This window comes from Actinomadura sp. WAC 06369, from assembly GCF_003947565.1.
Taxonomy (GTDB): domain Bacteria; phylum Actinomycetota; class Actinomycetes; order Streptosporangiales; family Streptosporangiaceae; genus Spirillospora; species Spirillospora rifamycini.
Genome location: NZ_QHJN01000012.1, coordinates 67,008 through 81,905 on the forward strand (window position 1 = coordinate 67,008; position 14,898 = coordinate 81,905).

14 protein-coding genes are annotated in these 14,898 nt (G+C 75.3%); 10 read left to right on the forward strand and 4 right to left on the reverse strand.

The annotated features are described in order from the left end of the window. Window positions 1-9 precede the first annotated feature (9 nt). Window positions 10-2,100, forward strand: coding sequence for a 4-alpha-glucanotransferase (gene malQ / locus DMH08_RS05550; RefSeq protein ID WP_125612117.1), 2,091 nt, complete (start codon window positions 10-12; stop codon window positions 2,098-2,100). Here the strand turns inward: malQ and DMH08_RS05555 are convergent. Both DMH08_RS05555 and pepN read right to left on the reverse strand, forming a co-directional pair. Then, window positions 2,081-3,079 (reverse strand): hypothetical protein, encoded by a 999-nt coding sequence (locus DMH08_RS05555; RefSeq protein ID WP_125612119.1) that lies wholly within the window; start codon window positions 3,077-3,079, stop codon window positions 2,081-2,083. The two genes, malQ and DMH08_RS05555, sit on opposite strands and share 20 nt — an antisense overlap. Window positions 3,080-3,150: 71 nt before the next feature. After that, window positions 3,151-5,688, reverse strand: coding sequence for an aminopeptidase N (gene pepN / locus DMH08_RS05560; RefSeq protein ID WP_125612121.1), 2,538 nt, complete (start codon window positions 5,686-5,688; stop codon window positions 3,151-3,153). 171 nt (window positions 5,689-5,859) lie between these two features. Between pepN and DMH08_RS05565 the strand changes: the two genes are divergently transcribed. From DMH08_RS05565 to DMH08_RS05595, 8 genes are all read left to right on the forward strand, one after another. Next, window positions 5,860-6,474 (forward strand): DsbA family oxidoreductase, encoded by a 615-nt coding sequence (locus DMH08_RS05565; RefSeq protein ID WP_026404581.1) that lies wholly within the window; start codon window positions 5,860-5,862, stop codon window positions 6,472-6,474. An 89-nt stretch (window positions 6,475-6,563) separates the two neighbouring features. Further along, the gene (locus DMH08_RS05570; protein ID WP_051301238.1) at window positions 6,564-7,277 is read left to right on the forward strand and encodes an energy-coupling factor ABC transporter permease; all 714 of its coding nucleotides are present in this window, start codon (window positions 6,564-6,566) and stop codon (window positions 7,275-7,277) included. A gap of 11 nt (window positions 7,278-7,288) precedes the next feature. Further along, a complete protein-coding gene (locus DMH08_RS40870) occupies window positions 7,289-7,636 on the forward strand; it encodes a PDGLE domain-containing protein (RefSeq protein WP_199747633.1) in 348 nt (115 codons plus the stop codon). Further along, a complete protein-coding gene (cbiQ, locus tag DMH08_RS05575; protein ID WP_125612123.1) occupies window positions 7,636-8,400 on the forward strand; it encodes a cobalt ECF transporter T component CbiQ in 765 nt (254 codons plus the stop codon). Before DMH08_RS40870 ends, cbiQ begins: the two co-directional genes overlap by 1 nt. Next, window positions 8,397-9,149, forward strand: a complete 753-nt coding sequence (locus tag DMH08_RS05580; protein ID WP_026404578.1) for an energy-coupling factor ABC transporter ATP-binding protein — start codon at window positions 8,397-8,399, stop codon at window positions 9,147-9,149. Before cbiQ ends, DMH08_RS05580 begins: the two co-directional genes overlap by 4 nt. A 175-nt stretch (window positions 9,150-9,324) precedes the next feature. Next, a complete protein-coding gene (locus DMH08_RS05585; protein WP_125612125.1) occupies window positions 9,325-10,299 on the forward strand; it encodes an ATP-binding protein in 975 nt (324 codons plus the stop codon). 90 nt (window positions 10,300-10,389) lie between these two features. Beyond that, window positions 10,390-11,415 carry a hypothetical protein gene (locus DMH08_RS05590; RefSeq protein WP_125612127.1) on the forward strand — a complete coding sequence of 342 codons (1,026 nt, stop codon included), beginning with the start codon at window positions 10,390-10,392 and terminating at the stop codon, window positions 11,413-11,415. 70 nt (window positions 11,416-11,485) lie between these two features. Next, on the forward strand, window positions 11,486-11,950 hold the full coding sequence (locus DMH08_RS05595; RefSeq protein WP_026404575.1) for a ribose-5-phosphate isomerase: 465 nt from the start codon (window positions 11,486-11,488) through the stop codon (window positions 11,948-11,950). Window positions 11,951-11,968: 18 nt separating this feature from the next. Here DMH08_RS05595 and DMH08_RS39975 read toward each other — a convergent pair whose 3' ends face one another. Beyond that, window positions 11,969-12,139: a hypothetical protein gene (locus tag DMH08_RS39975; RefSeq protein ID WP_157433149.1), complete on the reverse strand. Its 171-nt coding sequence runs from the start codon at window positions 12,137-12,139 to the stop codon at window positions 11,969-11,971. A 160-nt stretch (window positions 12,140-12,299) separates the two neighbouring features. On the opposite strand from DMH08_RS39975, the gene DMH08_RS05600 reads away from it, so the two are divergent. Next, entirely contained in the window at window positions 12,300-13,418 is a 1,119-nt protein-coding gene (locus tag DMH08_RS05600; RefSeq protein WP_026404574.1) for a PP2C family protein-serine/threonine phosphatase, read from the forward strand. Window positions 13,419-13,450: 32 nt separating this feature from the next. Here the strand turns inward: DMH08_RS05600 and DMH08_RS05605 are convergent, their stop codons facing one another. Beyond that, a complete protein-coding gene (locus DMH08_RS05605) occupies window positions 13,451-14,782 on the reverse strand; it encodes a serine/threonine-protein kinase (protein WP_125612129.1) in 1,332 nt (443 codons plus the stop codon). Window positions 14,783-14,898: the final 116 nt, after the last annotated feature.

Below are 14,898 nucleotides of genomic sequence, written 5' to 3' on the forward strand. Positions count from 1 at the left end.
TGGTACAGCGTGGTGGAAGAGGAACTCGCCGCGCTGGCGCGGCGGTACGGCGTCGCGACCCGCTACACCGACTGGCGGGGGCGCGAGACCGGCGTCTCGCCCGGCACCCTCGGCTCCGTCCTCGCGGCGCTCGGCGCGGACGTGTCGTCCCCGGCGGCGGTCCGGGAGGAGCTGGAGCGCGAGCGGGGGCGGGACCGGACGCGGCTGCTCCCGCCGGTCGTCGTCGCGCGCCGCGGCGCGGGCCCGCCGCGCCCGCCGGGCCGTCCGGACCTGGCCGTCGAGCTCGCGGACGGCACCGAGGTCCCGGTCGACGGCGACGTCCCGCTCGGCTGGCACCGGCTGCACGCGCGGCTGGGGGAGCGGCACGAGAGCGTCCCCTTCCTGATGGCCCCGAGCGCGCTCGCGCGTCCCGAGCGGGCGTGGGGCTTCACCGTGCAGCTGTACTCGGTGCGGTCGAGGGCGTCGTGGGGGGTCGGCGACCTGCACGACCTCGCCGACCTCGCGTCCTGGAGCGCCCGCGACCTCGGCGCGGGGTTCCTGCTCATCAACCCGCTGCACGCGACCGAGGCGGTCCCGCCGGTCGGCCCGTCGCCCTACTCGCCGATGAGCCGCCGCTTCGCCGCGCCGCTCTACCTGCGCGTCGAGGACCTCCCCGAGTACGCCGCGCTGCCCGCCGCCGACCGGGAGCGGCTGGACGCGCTCGGCGCGCCGCTGCGCCCGGACGGCGCCGCGGCCATCGACCGGCCCATCGATCGGAGCGCGGCCTGGGCGGCGAAGCTGCAGGCGCTCGAGTCGCTGTACCGGCTCCCGCGCGGCGCCGCCGAGCAGCGCGCGTTCGCGGAGTTCCGGGCCCGCGAGGGCGGCGCGCTCACCATGTTCGCGACCTGGTCGGCGCTCGCGGAGAAGCACGGCCCGGACTGGCGGGCCTGGCCCGCCGAGCTGCGCGACGCCGGGAGCCGGGCCGTCGCCGCCGAGGCCGCGCGGCTCGCCGGCCGCGTCGAGTTCCACGCGTGGCTGCAGTGGCGCCTGGACGGGCAGCTCGCGGCGGCGCAGGCGGCGGCGCGGGACGCCGGCATGCCGATCGGGATCGTGCACGACCTGGCGGTGGGCGTCGCGCACGGCGGCGCCGACGGCTGGATGTACCGGGACCTGTTCGCGCCCGGCATGAGCGTCGGCGCGCCGCCCGACGAGTTCAACCAGCGCGGGCAGGACTGGGGGCAGCCGCCGTGGCACCCGCGCCGCCTCGCCGAGACCGCCTACGCGCCGTTCCGGGACATGCTCGCGGCGGCGTTCCGGCACGGCGGCGGGCTGCGCCTCGACCACGCCATGCAGGTGTCGCGGCTGTGGTGGGTGCCCGAGGGCGGCTCGGCGGCCGACGGCACGTACGTCCGCTACGACCGGGACGCGCTGCTCGGCTGCCTCGCCTGGGAGGCCGAGCGGGCGGGCGCCGTCGTGGTCGGCGAGGACCTCGGGACGGTCGAGCCGGAGGTGCGGGAGGCGCTCGCCGCGCACGGCGTCCTCGGGACGTCGCTGCTGTGGTTCGAGCGGGACGACCGGGGCCGGCCGAAGCCGGCGCGGCGCTGGCGGGAGCCGTCGCTGGCGACGGTCGGGACGCACGACATGCCGCCGGTCACCGGGTTCCTGCACGGCGACCACATCGACCTGCGCGACCGGCTCGGCCTGCTCGCCCGCCCCCGCGCCGAGGAGGAGGACGAGCACCGGGCGCGGCTCGCCGACTGGCTCGCGCTGCTGCACGCCGAGGGGCTGCTGTCCCCGCCGCCCGAGACGGTCCTGCGGGCGCTGGCCGAAGGGTCCGGCGACCACGACGAGGAGGTCGTCGCGGCGCTGCACGGCTTCCTCGCCCGCACGCCCGCCCGGCTCGTCGGCGTCTCGCTCGCCGACGCCGTCGGGGAGCGCCGCACCCAGAACCAGCCGGGCACGGTCGACGAGTACCCGAACTGGCGGGTCCCGCTGGCCGGCGCGGACGGGCGGCCCGTCCTGCTCGACGACCTGCCGTCCCGCCCGCTGCCGTCCGTCGACCCGGTGCGGCCGGCGGCGGGCGCGCGGCCCGCCGGCGGGGTCAGCCCAGGGTCGCCGTGATGCGCGCCGTGACGTCGCGCAGCAGGGTGTCCGGGACGATCGGCGCCGCGGCGATCGCGGAGAACAGCCCGGGCAGCCCGGGCAGCGGGTAGGGGTCGTCGTCGGCCGCGCCCATCGCGGCGGCCCCGAGCGGGCGGCGGCGCAGCGAGGTGCGGGCCCGGTCCCAGGCCGCCTGGACCTCCTCCGGCGACGGCACCCCGAAGCCGTGCCCGACGGGCGCGGCGTGCCGCAGCTTCACGAGGGCGCCGTCGGCGAAGTCGTTCGCCAGCCCGCAGCGTTCGGCGAGGCCGGCGCGGACGGCGCCGTCCAGCCGGGTCACGACCGTGCAGGGGGTGCGGCAGCGGGCGGCGCAGTCGCCGAGCGCGGACGCGACCTGGCTGTGCTGCCGGTCGAGGTAGGCGCGCCAGCCCGGCGGCGGCATCGTCGCGACCCGCAGCGCCCGCTCGCACGCGGACCGCTCGGGCCGCGTGTGGTCGCACTCGCGCGGCGCGTCCGGGTCGACCGGCACGCCCCACCGGCTGCCCTCGCCGCCGACGGCGGCGGCGAGCAGCGCCGGGTCGCCCGCGTGGCCGAGCACCGGCTCCCACGCCAGCATCGCCAGGTACTCGCCGGCGATGTGCACGGCGGCGACGAGCGCGGCCATCTCGCGGCGGTGCCAGCGCACCGCGATGACCTCCAGCAGCAGCGCGTACGCGGGCCGCAGGCTCGCGAGGGCGCCGCGCGGCCGCTCCCGGGGCGCCTGCGGCATGCGGCTGGCGCGCGCCCGGTCCAGCAGGTCGGGCGGGACGTCCCCGGCGGCCTCGGGCATCCCGAAGTCCTCGGCGTCCAGGTCGAGGACGCGCTGCCCGAACGCGCACAGCGCCGCCACCTCGCGGGTGCGGCCGTCGGCGGCGAGCGTGCCCGCGTCCAGCAGCGCCTCCAGGTCGCCGAACGCGTACCGGCGCGCCAGGGCGGTCAGGACGTCCCCTGCGGTCTCCATCCCGCCGGTTCCTCTCTTGTTGTTCGGGGGGCCGTGGCCGTGCGGGGACCCGCACGGCCACGGATGGGCCGTCAGGACGCCGAGGCGTCCTGCGCGCGCGCCCGCAGCGCACGCGCGACCCCGTCGCGTCCCTCGGACAGCAGCCGGACGAGCGCCGCCGGGGGCGCGTTCTCCTCGATGTACGCCTCGGTGCGGTCGATCGTGGACTGCTCGATCACCAGGAAGGGGTAGGCGCTCTCGGCGAACGTCTGCGACATGTCGCTGCTCCACTCCTTCCAGATGCGGCCGACCTCGGCGAAGTACCGGTCGGCGTACGGGACGAGCAGCCCGGCCTGGTCGGGCTCGACGAACCCGCCGAGCGTCGCGCGGTACACGGCGTTCGGCAGGTCGCCGGACACGATCCGCTCCCACGCGGCGGCCTTGGCCTCGGCGGTCGGGATCGCGGCCGCGCAGGCGGCGGCGTGCCGCTCGCCCGCCGCCGTCCGGTCCCGCCCGTGCTCGGCGTCGATCTCCTCCTGCCCGGCCCTGCCGGTGACGACGAGGCGGCGCAGCAGCGTCCAGCGCAGGTCGGTGTCGACGGTGAGGCCGTCGAGCTTCTCCGACCCGTCCAGCAGGCCCCGGACGGACGCCAGGTGCGCGTCGGTGATCGCGGAGCCGGCGAACGCCTGGACGTACGCGAGCTGGAAGTCCGATCCGGCCTCGGCCTCGCGGGCCAGCTCCCACAGCGCGTCGGCCATGAGCGTGAGGCCCTCGTCCCGCCACGCCGGGTCGGCGTACTGCTGGACGGCGAGGCGCGCCTGCCGCAGCAGCGTCTGGGTGACCGAGATGTCGGTGACGCCCCGGACGCCCTTCGCGACGAGCCGGACGTAGTCGCGCGTCGCCATCTCGGCGTCGCGCGTCATGTCCCACGCCGCCGACCAGCACAGCGCCCGCGGCAGGCCCTCCCTGATGTCGCCGATCCCGTCGATGAGGGTGCTCAGCGAACGGTCGTCGAGCCGCACCTTCGCGTAGGTGAGGTCGTCGTCGTTGACCAGCACGAGGTCGGGCCGCTCGTGCCCGACGAGCTGCGGCACCTCGGTGCGCGCCCCGACGACGTCGAGCTCGACGCGCTCGCGGCGGACGATGCCCTCGGGCGTCCGGTCGTACAGGCCGATCGCGACGCGGTGCGACCGCAGCGTCGGGTAGTCGGGCTTGGCCTCCTGCAGGACGGCGAACGACGTGAACTTCCCGTCGCCGTCGACCTCGTAGCGCGGCCGCAGCGTGTTGACGCCGGCGGTCTCCAGCCACTCCTTCGACCAGGCGCCGAGGTCGCTGCGCCCGGACGTCTCCTCCAGCGCGCCCAGCAGGTCGGTGAGGACCGTGTTGCCCCACGCGTGCCGGTCGAAGTAGCGGCGGACGCCCTCGAGGAAGTTGTCGCGGCCGACATAGGCCACGAGCTGCTTCAGGACGCTCGCGCCCTTCGCGTACGTGATGCCGTCGAAGTTCACCTCGACGGCCCGGATGTCGGGGATGTCGGCGGAGATCGGGTGCGTGGACGGGAGCTGGTCCTGCCGGTACGCCCACGCCTTCATCAGGTTCGCGAACGACGTCCACGACGTCGTCCACTTCGTGGCCTCCGACTGGCACAGCACGCTCATGTACGTCGCGAACGACTCGTTCAGCCACAGGTCGTCCCACCAGCGCATGGTGACCAGGTCGCCGAACCACATGTGCGCCATCTCGTGCAGGATCGTCTCGGCGCGCCGCTCGTAGGCCGCGTCGGTGACCCGCGACCGGAAGACGTAGTCCTCCAGGAAGGTCACGGCGCCCGCGTTCTCCATCGCGCCCGCGTTGAACTCGGGCACGAACAGCTGGTCGTACTTCGCGAACGGGTACGGGCGCCCGAAGACCTTCTCGAAGTACGCGAACCCCTGCCGGGTGACGTCGACGATCGCGGGGGCGTCCAGGTGCTCGGCCAGCGACGCCCGGCAGTACACGCCGAGCGGGACGACGGTGCCGTCCTCGCGCCGGTACTCGTCCCGCACCACGTGGTACGGCCCGGCGATCAGCGCGGTGATGTAGGTGGAGATCTGCGGCGTCGGCATGAAGTGCCAGACGCCGCCCTCCCGCTTCTCCGCCGCCTCGTTGGTGACGACCTCCCAGTCCTCGGGGGCGCGCACCGCGAACTCGAACGTCGCCTTGAGGTCGGGCTGGTCGAAGCAGGTGTACATGCGGTGCGCGTCGGCCGTCTCGAACTGCGAGTACAGGTAGACGCCGCCGTCCACGGGGTCCACGAACCGGTGCAGGCCCTCGCCCGACCGGGAGTAGGCGCAGTCGGCGACGACGCGGAGCTCGTTCTCGGCGGCCAGGCCGGGCAGGGGGAGGCGGCCCTTCTCCGCGTCGTAGGACGCGGGGTCCAGCGCGGTGCCGTTCAGCGTGGCCTCCCGCACGACCGCGCCGTGCAGGTCGACGAACGTGGACGCCCCCGGCTCGGCGCTCCCGAACCTGATCACGGTCGTGGAACCGAACCGCTCCTCACCGGTCGTGAGGTCCAGTTCGACCGCGTAGGACTCGACGGTGAGCAGCCGTGCCCGTTCCCGCGCCTCGTCGCGCGTGAGGTTGCCTGCCACATGAACTCCTCGGTCGGCTTATGGCTTGATCCCTCATGTCTACCAACAGGGCGGCCGACCCGTCGGGAGACAGGTCCTCCGCACGGAATTCCGGCCCGCCCCATCCCGGGGAAATGCGGACGGCCGGGGATGAGTTGTCGCTCTTGTAATCCGGACTAGGAGGAGACGTACATGACGCAGGAAGCCCGTACCCCGGTGGACTTCTGGTTCGACCCGCTGTGCCCCTGGGCGTGGATCACCTCCCGCTGGATCCTGGAGGTCGAGAAGCTGCGCCCGATCGACGTGCGCTGGCACGTGATGAGCCTGGCCGTCCTGAACGAGGACAAGGACATCCCCGAGGAGTACCGGAAGATGCTCGAGACGGCGTGGGGCCCGGTGCGGGTCTGCATCGCCGCCGAGCAGAAGCACGGCCCCGAGGTCCTGGGCCGGCTCTACACCGAGCTGGGGACGCGCCGCCACCACGACAAGCGCGAGTTCGGGCCGGAGGTCCTGGCGGAGGCCCTGACCGCCGCCGGGCTCGACCCGTCCCTCGCCGAGGCCGCCGACTCCGCGCAGTACGACGAGGCGCTGCGCGCGTCCCACCGGGACGGCATCGACCGCGTCGGCCAGGAGGTGGGCACCCCGGTCATCGAGGTCGAGGGCAGCGCGTTCTTCGGCCCGGTGGTGACGCCGATCCCGCGCGGCGAGGACGCGGTGAAGCTGTTCGACGGCGTGGTGGCCGTGGCGAGCACCCCGGGCTTCTTCGAGCTCAAGCGGACCCGGACCGAGGACCCGTCCTTCGAGTGACACGGTCCGCAGTTGCGAGGCTATTGCAACTGCAACCGTCGCGCCGCACACTGTCCCTGCTGTGGTCGCCAACGGCAGGGCGGTGAGGGATGCACGCACCGGACGGATTCATCGACGCGCCCGTCTCGATCGCGGCGGGCGCCGTCGCGGTCGCCGGGGTCGGGCTGGCGCTGCGCGGCGCCGCCCGCGAACTCGACGACCGGACGGCCCCGCTCGCGGGACTCACCGCGGCGTTCGTCTTCGCCGCGCAGATGCTGAACTTCCCGGTCGCGTCCGGGACCAGCGGGCATCTGCTCGGCGGGGCGCTCGCCGCGATCCTCGTCGGCCCGTGGGCGGGCGTCCTGTGCGTGGCGGTCGTCCTGCTGCTGCAGGCGCTGCTGTTCGCCGACGGCGGCCTCACCGCGCTCGGCGCCAACGTCATGACGATGTCGCTGGTCACGGTCGCGGTCGCGTACCCGCTGTTCCGCGCGCTCGTCCGGGTCCTGCCGAAGACGCGCCCGGCCGCGGCGGGGGCGGCGTTCGCCGCGGCGCTGGTGTCGGTGCCGGCGTCGGCCGTCGCGTTCACCGCGCTGTACGCGCTGGGCGGCACGACCGACGTCCCGATCGGGACGGTCGCGGGCGCGATGGTCGGCGTGCACGTCCTCATCGGCGTCGGCGAGGCGCTGATCACGGCGGCGACGGTGTCGAGCGTCCTCGCCGTCCGGCCCGACCTGGTGCACGGCGCCCGAGACCTGCGCAGACCGCCGGAACTGCGCGTACGGGGCGCGGGCGGCGCCGACCAAGCCGAGCCGTCGCAGGCGTGAGGGGGAGAGCCGTGCGGACCAAGTACTTCTTCGCCGGGTTCCTGATCGTGTCGCTGGTCCTGGCCGGGATCGTCAGCCACTACGCCAGCTCCAGCCCCGACGGCCTGGAGAAGGTCGCGGCGGACAAGGGCATCGCCGCACAGGAGGAGGAGCACGCGCTGGCCGGCTCCCCGCTCGGCGACTACGGCGTCGAGGGCGTCGACGACGGGCGGCTGTCCGGCGGGCTCGCCGGGCTGATCGGCGTCGGCCTCACCCTCGCGGCGGGCGGCGGGCTGTTCTGGGCGATCCGGCGGCGCGGCGGCGGCGAACCCGACGCGGAGCCCGCCGCCGGGGCCGGGACCGCGGCCCGGACGGACTAGTGGGCGCGGGCCACGCGCACCGGCTGTACCTGCCGGGCGACTCGCCGGTGCACCGGCTGCCGCCGCACTGCAAGCTCGTCGCGGTCCTGGCGTTCGTCCTGCTGGCCGTGGCGACGCCGCGCGAGCGGATGTGGGCGTTCGGCGGGTACGCGCTGCTGCTCGCGGCGGTCGCGCTCACCGCCCGGGTGCCGTTCGGGACGGTCGCGCGGCGCGTCGTCATCGAGGTGCCGTTCGTCGCGTTCGCGCTGCTCCTGCCGTTCGTCGCGGACGGCGAGAAGGTCGCGGTGCTCGGGCTGCGGCTGAGCGGGGACGGGCTGTGGGGCGCGTGGAACATCCTCGCGAAGGGCACCCTCGGCGTGGTCGCGTCCGTCCTGCTGGCCGCCACCACCGAGCCGCGCATGCTGCTGCTCGGCCTCGAACGGCTCCGCGTGCCGCGCCTCATCGTGCAGATCGCCGGGTTCATGCTGCGGTACGCCGACGTCGTGGCCGCCGAACTCGGCCGGATGCGGACGGCGCGCGCGTCCCGCGGATTCGAGGCGCGCGGCGTCCGCGCCACGGGCGTCCTCGCGAAGTCGCTGGGCGCGCTGTTCCTGCGCTCGTACGAGCGCGGCGAGCGCGTGCACCTGGCGATGGTGAGCCGCGGGTACGACGGCCGCATGCCGGTGCTGCACGACATCGGCGCGACGCCCCGGCAGTGGACGGCCGCCGCCGCCCTGCCGCTCGCCGCGTCCCTGGTGACGCTGACCGCCTGGATGGGCCCATGACCCCTTCGCTGGACGTCCGCGGACTCGCCTACGCCTACCCGGACGGGACGCAGGCGCTCTTCGGCGTCGACCTGACGATCGGCCGCGGCGAGCGGGTCGCGCTGCTCGGGCCGAACGGCGCGGGCAAGACGACGCTCGTCCTGCACCTGAACGGCATCCTGCACGGCGGCGCGGGCGGGGTGCGGGTCGGCGGGCTCGCCGTCGACCCGGGCGACCGCGCGGCGCTGCGGGAGGTGCGGCGCCGCGTCGGCATCGTGTTCCAGGACCCCGACGACCAGCTGTTCATGCCGACGGTCCGCGAGGACGTCGCGTTCGGCCCCGCCAACCTGGGGCTGCGCGGCGCCGAGCTGGACGCGCGCGTCCGGTCCGCGCTCGACCGGGTGGGGATGGCGCACGCCGCGGACCGCCCGCCGCAGCACCTGTCCTTCGGGCAGCGCCGCCGCGTCGCGGTCGCGACCGTCCTGGCGATGGAGCCGGAGATCCTCGTGCTGGACGAGCCGTCGTCCAACCTCGACCCGGCGAGCCGCCGCGAGCTGGCCGAGATCCTGCTCGGCCTCGACGTGACCGTCCTGATGGTGACGCACGACCTGCCGTACGCGGCCGAGCTGTGCCCGCGCTCGGTGGTGCTGTCCGGCGGGGTGATCGCCGCCGACGCCCCCACCCCGGACCTGCTCGCCGACGCGGACCTGCTCCGCGCGCACCGGCTCGAGCTGCCCTTCGGGTTCGACCCCGCCGCCGCGCGCCGCTGAGCCGCCGCTGAGCCGCCGCTGAGCCGCCGCTCTCCCGCCCGCCGGCCCTCCCGCGCCGGGCGTCGGCCCTTCCGGCCTTCTCGGCCGTTCCGCTTGCCTGACGCGCCCGCCTCCGCCAGACTCGTGGTTCCGGAAGTGGCAATGATTTTCATATCCGAAACGGGGGCATTTCACCGTGAAGGTTGCGTTCGTCGGCAAAGGCGGCAGCGGCAAGACCACCCTGTCGTCGCTCTTCGTCCGGCACCTGGCGGGCCGCGGGCTGCCGGTGGTCGCCATCGACGCCGACATCAACCAGCACCTCGGCGCGGCGCTCGGCCTCGACGAGGACCGCGCCGCCAAGATCCCCGCGATGGGCGATCACCTCACCGAGATCAAGGAGTACCTGCGCGGGACGAACCCGCGCGTCTCGTCCGCGTCCGCCATGGTCAAGACGACGCCGCCCGGCGAGGGGTCGCGACTGCTCGCCTTCCGCGGCGACGACCCGGTCCACCGGCTGGCCGAGGAGGTGGACGCGGGCGCGGGCGGGGCCGCCGTCACGCTGCTCGCCACCGGCCCGTTCAACGACGACGACCTCGGCGTGGCCTGCTACCACTCCAAGACCGGGGCGGTCGAGCTGTACCTCAACCACCTCGTCGACGGGCCGGGCGAGTACGTCGTCGTGGACATGACCGCCGGGGCCGACACGTTCGCGTCCGGGCTCTTCACCCGGTTCGACCTGATGTTCCTCGTCGCCGAACCCACCCGCAAGGGCGTCGGCGTCTACCGGCAGTACACCGAGTACGCCCGCGACTACGACGTCGCCATCCGCGTCGTCGGCAACAAGGTGCAGACCGACGAGGACGTCGCCTACCTGCGCGAGCACGTCGGCGACGACCTGCTGACGTGGCTCGGCCAGTCCGCGTCCGTCCGCGCGCTGGAGCAGGGCCGCGCCGGCGTGGCGCTGGAGGAGGGCAACGAGGCCGCGCTGTCGCGGATGCGCGCCGAGGTCGACTCCCGTGTCAAGGACTGGGAGAAGTTCCGGCGGCAGGCCGTCGAGTTCCACGTGAAGAACGCCCGGAGCTGGGCGAGCCGCGCCGTCGGCGAGGACCTGGAGAACCAGGTGGACCCCGCGTTCCGGTTCCCGGAGCCGACCGACCTGCACACCGTCTGATCAAAATGCCCAGATTTGGGCGTTCTGTCGTGTACCCCGCGTGACTTAGGGCCTACCGGTGCGAGGGGCGGCGGCACTAACCTGCGCGCCATGACGACGCGGCGGATGGTGCTGACGGCCGGGGGCGCGGTGCTCCCGGTCATGCTGATCGCATTGCTCCTCGGCAACCAGTGGGCGGTCGACGGGCTCGGCGATGTGGGGGGTGAAGGCGGGCTGTGGCCGCTGGTGTACTGGCTCCAGCATCCGCAGTGGCGCCTCTACCCCGACGGGTCGTTCGAGAACTGGGGCTACGTCATCTCGCTGGACTTCGGCCTGCTCCTGTTCTTCGTGCTCCTCGCGGGCCTCGCCGCCGTGGGCGTCCGCGCCGTCGCCCCGGACCGCGGGATGCTCGGCGCGGTCGTCACGGGCTGGTGGGCGTGCGTCGTCGCCTCCGGCCTCGCGAGCATCGTCGTCGGGGTGCTGATCGGCCTGACGCTCGACCTCCCGCCGTCCAGCGGGAGCATCGTCTGGAACACGGTCGCGGGCGGCGCCGCCTTCGGATTCGCCTACGGCTGGATCGCGGGCCTCGGCGCCCTCGCCGGGTTCCACGTCGGCCGCGGGACGGGCGGGCAGGCGGCCGCGCAGCCGGGATACGCCCCGCAGGGCCACGGTCAGCAGGGTTACGGCCAGCAGTACGCCCCGCAGGGCCACGGCCAGCAGGGCTACGGCCAGCAGCAGCCCTACCCGGCGCAGCAGGGCGCGCCGGCGCAGCCGCCGCTCCCGCCCGTCCCCGGCCAGCCGCCCGTGCCGGGGCAGCCGCCCGTGCCGGGGCAGCAGCCGTACGTGCCGCCGCAGCATCCGGCGCACGTCCCGTACGTCCCGCCGCAGGGCGGGCCCCAGCAGCCCGCCTGGGGCGCCGCGCCGCAGCAGCCGCCCGCGCCCGAGCCGCCCGCGCAGCCGCCCGCGCCGGACGCCCCCACGCTCGACCCGCCGACGCAGGCGGACGACGAGAGCGGACCCGCCGAGCGGGCGCCCGCCGAGGGCGGCGACGCCGCCGCGGGGGACCTCGCCGACAAGACGATGCTCGACCACGAACCCGAGGGCGGCGACGACCGTCCGCGGCCGCCGTCCGCCTGATCCGGCGCCGCCGCCCCGCCCCGCCGCCCCGGGGACGAAGGACGGGCGCGGGCCTGCGAGAATCGGGCCCATGCGCGTCTTTCTTGGAACCGACCACGCCGGCTTCGAGCTCAAGGAGCACCTGGTCTCCTGGCTGAAGGAGAACGGGCACGAGCCCGTCGACTGCGGCGCGTTCGAGTACGACGCCGCCGACGACTACCCGCCGTTCGTCCTGCGGGCGGCGGAGCGGACGGCGGCGGAGCCGGGCACGTTCGGGATCGTCCTCGGCGGCTCCGGGAACGGCGAGGTCATGGCCGCGAACAAGGTGAAGGGCGTGCGGGCCGCGCTCGTCTGGAACGAGGACACCGCGGTCCTCGCCCGCGAGCACAACGACGCCAACGTCATCAGCATCGGCGCGCGCCAGCACGACGCCGCGACCGCCGCCCGCTTCGTCGAGCTGTTCCTCGCCACCGAGTACTCCAAGGAGTCGCGGCACACCCGCCGGATCGACATGCTGACGGCCTACGAGCGGACCGGCGCCGTCCCCGGCGCCTGAGGGGGCCCCGGGGCGGGCCTAGGAGCGGCCGCCGCGCTTGTCCTGGCGGCGGCGCTCGTTCTTCGCCGCGCGGCTGCGCTTCGGCGCCCGCGCGGGCGCGGGCGCGTCCTCGCCCGCGGGGCGGGGGCGCGAGACGTCGCGCGCCCGCATCGCCGCGTCCACCGTGATGCGCATGCCCGGCTGACCCATCCGCCGCCTCCTCGTGTCCCGTCCCGCGGGCACCGCCGGCCCCGGAAATCTCCTGAACAGTGCTCGTACCCGGAAATCTTGCGACTGGACCGTTGCAAAGAGTGACGGGTGGCGTGGATCCCGTCCAGGGCGGGTCATTGCTCGATACAGTGCCGGAGTCATGCTTCAACGTCTGGTGCAGCGCCTGCCGCCGAGAGTGCGGGCCTTCCTGCGCAGGATCCCGATCCTCGTGGTCCTGTACCGGTTGCTGCGCCGGGGGCGGCTGACCCGCGACCGGTACGTGTTCGCGGCGCTGGCGGTGCTCGCCGTGGTGATCGGGGCGGCGACGGCGAACGACACCCGGGGGCTGGCGCCCGCCGGCGTCCTGGTGCTGGTCGTGCTGGGCGGCGGCCTGCTGCTGCGGGTGCGGAGCCTGCTGGCCCTGCTGTCCATCGTCGTGGCGATGGTGTGCTTCGCGGCGTGGCACAACGCCCCCGCGATCGGGTGGGGCATGGTCGCGACGCTGGCGGTGACGGCGGTGCTGGCGCTCACCCTGGCGCGGACGCGGCAGCAGCTGGGCGTCCAGGGCCTGCGCGGCGACTCGATGCTGCTCGACCTGCGCGACCGGCTGCGGCGGCAGGGCGAGCTGCCGGAACTGCCGGACGGCTGGTCGGCGCAGGTCGTGCTGCTGCAGGCGGGCGGGTCGTCGTTCGGCGGCGACTTCGTGGTGTCGGCGTGCGAGGACGACGTGCTCGAGGTCGCGCTGGTCGACGTCTCCGGCAAGGGCACGGACGCGGGCACACGGGCCCTCATGCTGTCGGGGGCTTTCGGCGGGCTCCTTGGATCGATCCAACCCGACCGGTTCCTCCAGGCGTGCAACGTGTACCTGCAGCGCCAGCGGTGGGACGAGGGGTTCGTCACCGCCGTGCACGTGGTCGTCGACCTGCGGACGGGCGAGTACACGGTCGAGTCGGCGGGGCACCCGCCGGCCGTCCAGTTCGACGCGAGCAGCGGCGCGTGGCAGGTCAGCCCCGCCAAGGGCGTGGTGCTCGGGGTGGTGCCCGAGGTGGCGACCGTGCCCGAGCACGGGCGGCTGCGGCCCGGCGACGCGCTCCTGCTGTACACCGACGGGCTGGTCGAGTCGCCCGGCCTGGACCTGGACGCCGGCATCGACCGGCTGCTCGGCGAGGCGGAGCGGCTCGTCCCGCAGGGGTTCCGCAAGGGCGCCCGGGAGCTGGTGGAGCGGATGGCCGCCGCCCGCGACGACGACTGCGCGCTCGTCCTGATCTGGCGCACCTGACCCGACGCCCCCGGCCCGGACGCCCCCGGCCGTCAGCGGCGCCGCGAGCGCACCGGCGTCCGCCGCGCGTGGACCTGGACGGACGTCGCGCGCGGCTCCCCGCGGCTCTGCAGTCCCGCGAAGATCGCCCAGAGCAGCGCCGTGCCCGCGGCGGCGCCCGCGCCCGCGAGCAGCCGGGTGCGCGGCGACGACCAGCCGCCGGCGCCGCCGAGCGGCGCGAACGTCTTCGTCGGGACGCCCGGGTCGGCGGCCGTCGGCCGGGACCGGCGGGCGGGCCGGAACGGGCCGGGCGTCGCGCCCGCCCGCGGCACCCCGGACGGCGCCGGGGCGGCGCCCTGGACGGCGCCCTGGAGCGCGCCCCGGACGGCTCCCCGCACCGCGCTCTGCACGGTGCCCGACACGGCGCCCGGTATCGAGCCCGGCAGGGGGCCCGGCATCCCGCCGGACATCCCGCCGGACATCCCGCCGGACATCCCGCCGGACATCGCGCCGGACGCGGTGGCCGGCACCGAAACGCCCGCGGGCGCCCCGCAGGGCTGCGGCTGCTCCACCAGCGTCAGCAGCAGGTCGGCGGCGGTGGGGCGGGCCGCGGGGTTCTTCGCCAGCGCCGACCGGACGGCCGGGACGAGCGCCTCCGGGAGGCCGTCGAGGTCGGGTTCGCCGGTGCCGACGCGCGGCCGCGCCGGGTCGCCGCCGAACGGCATCCGGCCGGTGCCGGCGTGCGCGATGAGGCAGCCCCAGGCGAAGATGTCGGCGGCCGCGGTGGCGGCGCCGCCGACGAGGACCTCCGGTGCCATCCAGCCGGGCGTGCCGAGCACCTTCCCGGGCTTGCCGGCCCGCTCCGTCCTGCCGGCGCCGCGGGCGTCCTGGCTGCCGGCGATGCCGAAGTCGATGACGCGGCACCCGGACAGCGTGAGCATGACGTTGGCGGGTTTCAGGTCGCGGTGCACGAGCCCGGCGGCGTGGATGGCGGCGAGCGCGGACGCGACGCCGACCGCGACGCCGTGCAGGTCGCCGGGCGGCAGCGGGCCGTTCGCCGCGAGCCGGTCGTGCAGCGAGACGCCGCCGACGTAGTCGGTGACGAGGTACGGGCGGCCGTCCTCCTCGCCGTGCGCGAGCACGCGCGCGGTGCAGAAGGACGCCACGCGGCTCGCCAGGTACGCCTCGTCCTTGAACCGCCTGCGGTAGGACGGGTCGCGGGCGAGGTGCGGGTGGATGGTCTTCACCGCGACGCGGCCGCCCGAATCGGGGTCCGTTCCGAGGTACACGGTGCCCATGCCGCCCGAGCCGAGGCGGCCGAGCAGGGGGTGCCCGCCCACGACCCGGGGGTCCGCCGGCTCCAGCGGCCGGATGTCTGCGTCCATGGTGGTGTCCCGACTCCCTCGCGTATCTCCCGTCCGTCCATCCCCGCTCGTTCGCAAAATATGGCGCGTATGTGCAGGAAGTGACGGAAGAAGGGCCTCGGTGCCGCCCTGAGTGC

What these genes read in the sequence shown, in the direction of transcription:
- DMH08_RS05600 (WP_026404574.1), top strand. Translation starts at nt 12,300, where the DNA reads ATGCTTCAACGTCTGGTGCAGCGCCTGCCGCCGAGAGTGCGGGCCTTC.
- DMH08_RS05590 (WP_125612127.1), top strand. Translation starts at nt 10,390, where the DNA reads ATGACGACGCGGCGGATGGTGCTGACGGCCGGGGGCGCGGTGCTCCCG.
- DMH08_RS05555 (WP_125612119.1), bottom strand. Translation starts at nt 3,079, where the DNA reads ATGGAGACCGCAGGGGACGTCCTGACCGCCCTGGCGCGCCGGTACGCG.
- DMH08_RS05570 (WP_051301238.1), top strand. Translation starts at nt 6,564, where the DNA reads ATGCACGCACCGGACGGATTCATCGACGCGCCCGTCTCGATCGCGGCG.
- DMH08_RS05595 (WP_026404575.1), top strand. Translation starts at nt 11,486, where the DNA reads ATGCGCGTCTTTCTTGGAACCGACCACGCCGGCTTCGAGCTCAAGGAG.
- DMH08_RS05580 (WP_026404578.1), top strand. Translation starts at nt 8,397, where the DNA reads ATGACCCCTTCGCTGGACGTCCGCGGACTCGCCTACGCCTACCCGGAC.
- DMH08_RS05605 (WP_125612129.1), bottom strand. Translation starts at nt 14,782, where the DNA reads ATGGACGCAGACATCCGGCCGCTGGAGCCGGCGGACCCCCGGGTCGTG.
- DMH08_RS05565 (WP_026404581.1), top strand. Translation starts at nt 5,860, where the DNA reads ATGACGCAGGAAGCCCGTACCCCGGTGGACTTCTGGTTCGACCCGCTG.
- DMH08_RS39975 (WP_157433149.1), bottom strand. Translation starts at nt 12,139, where the DNA reads ATGGGTCAGCCGGGCATGCGCATCACGGTGGACGCGGCGATGCGGGCG.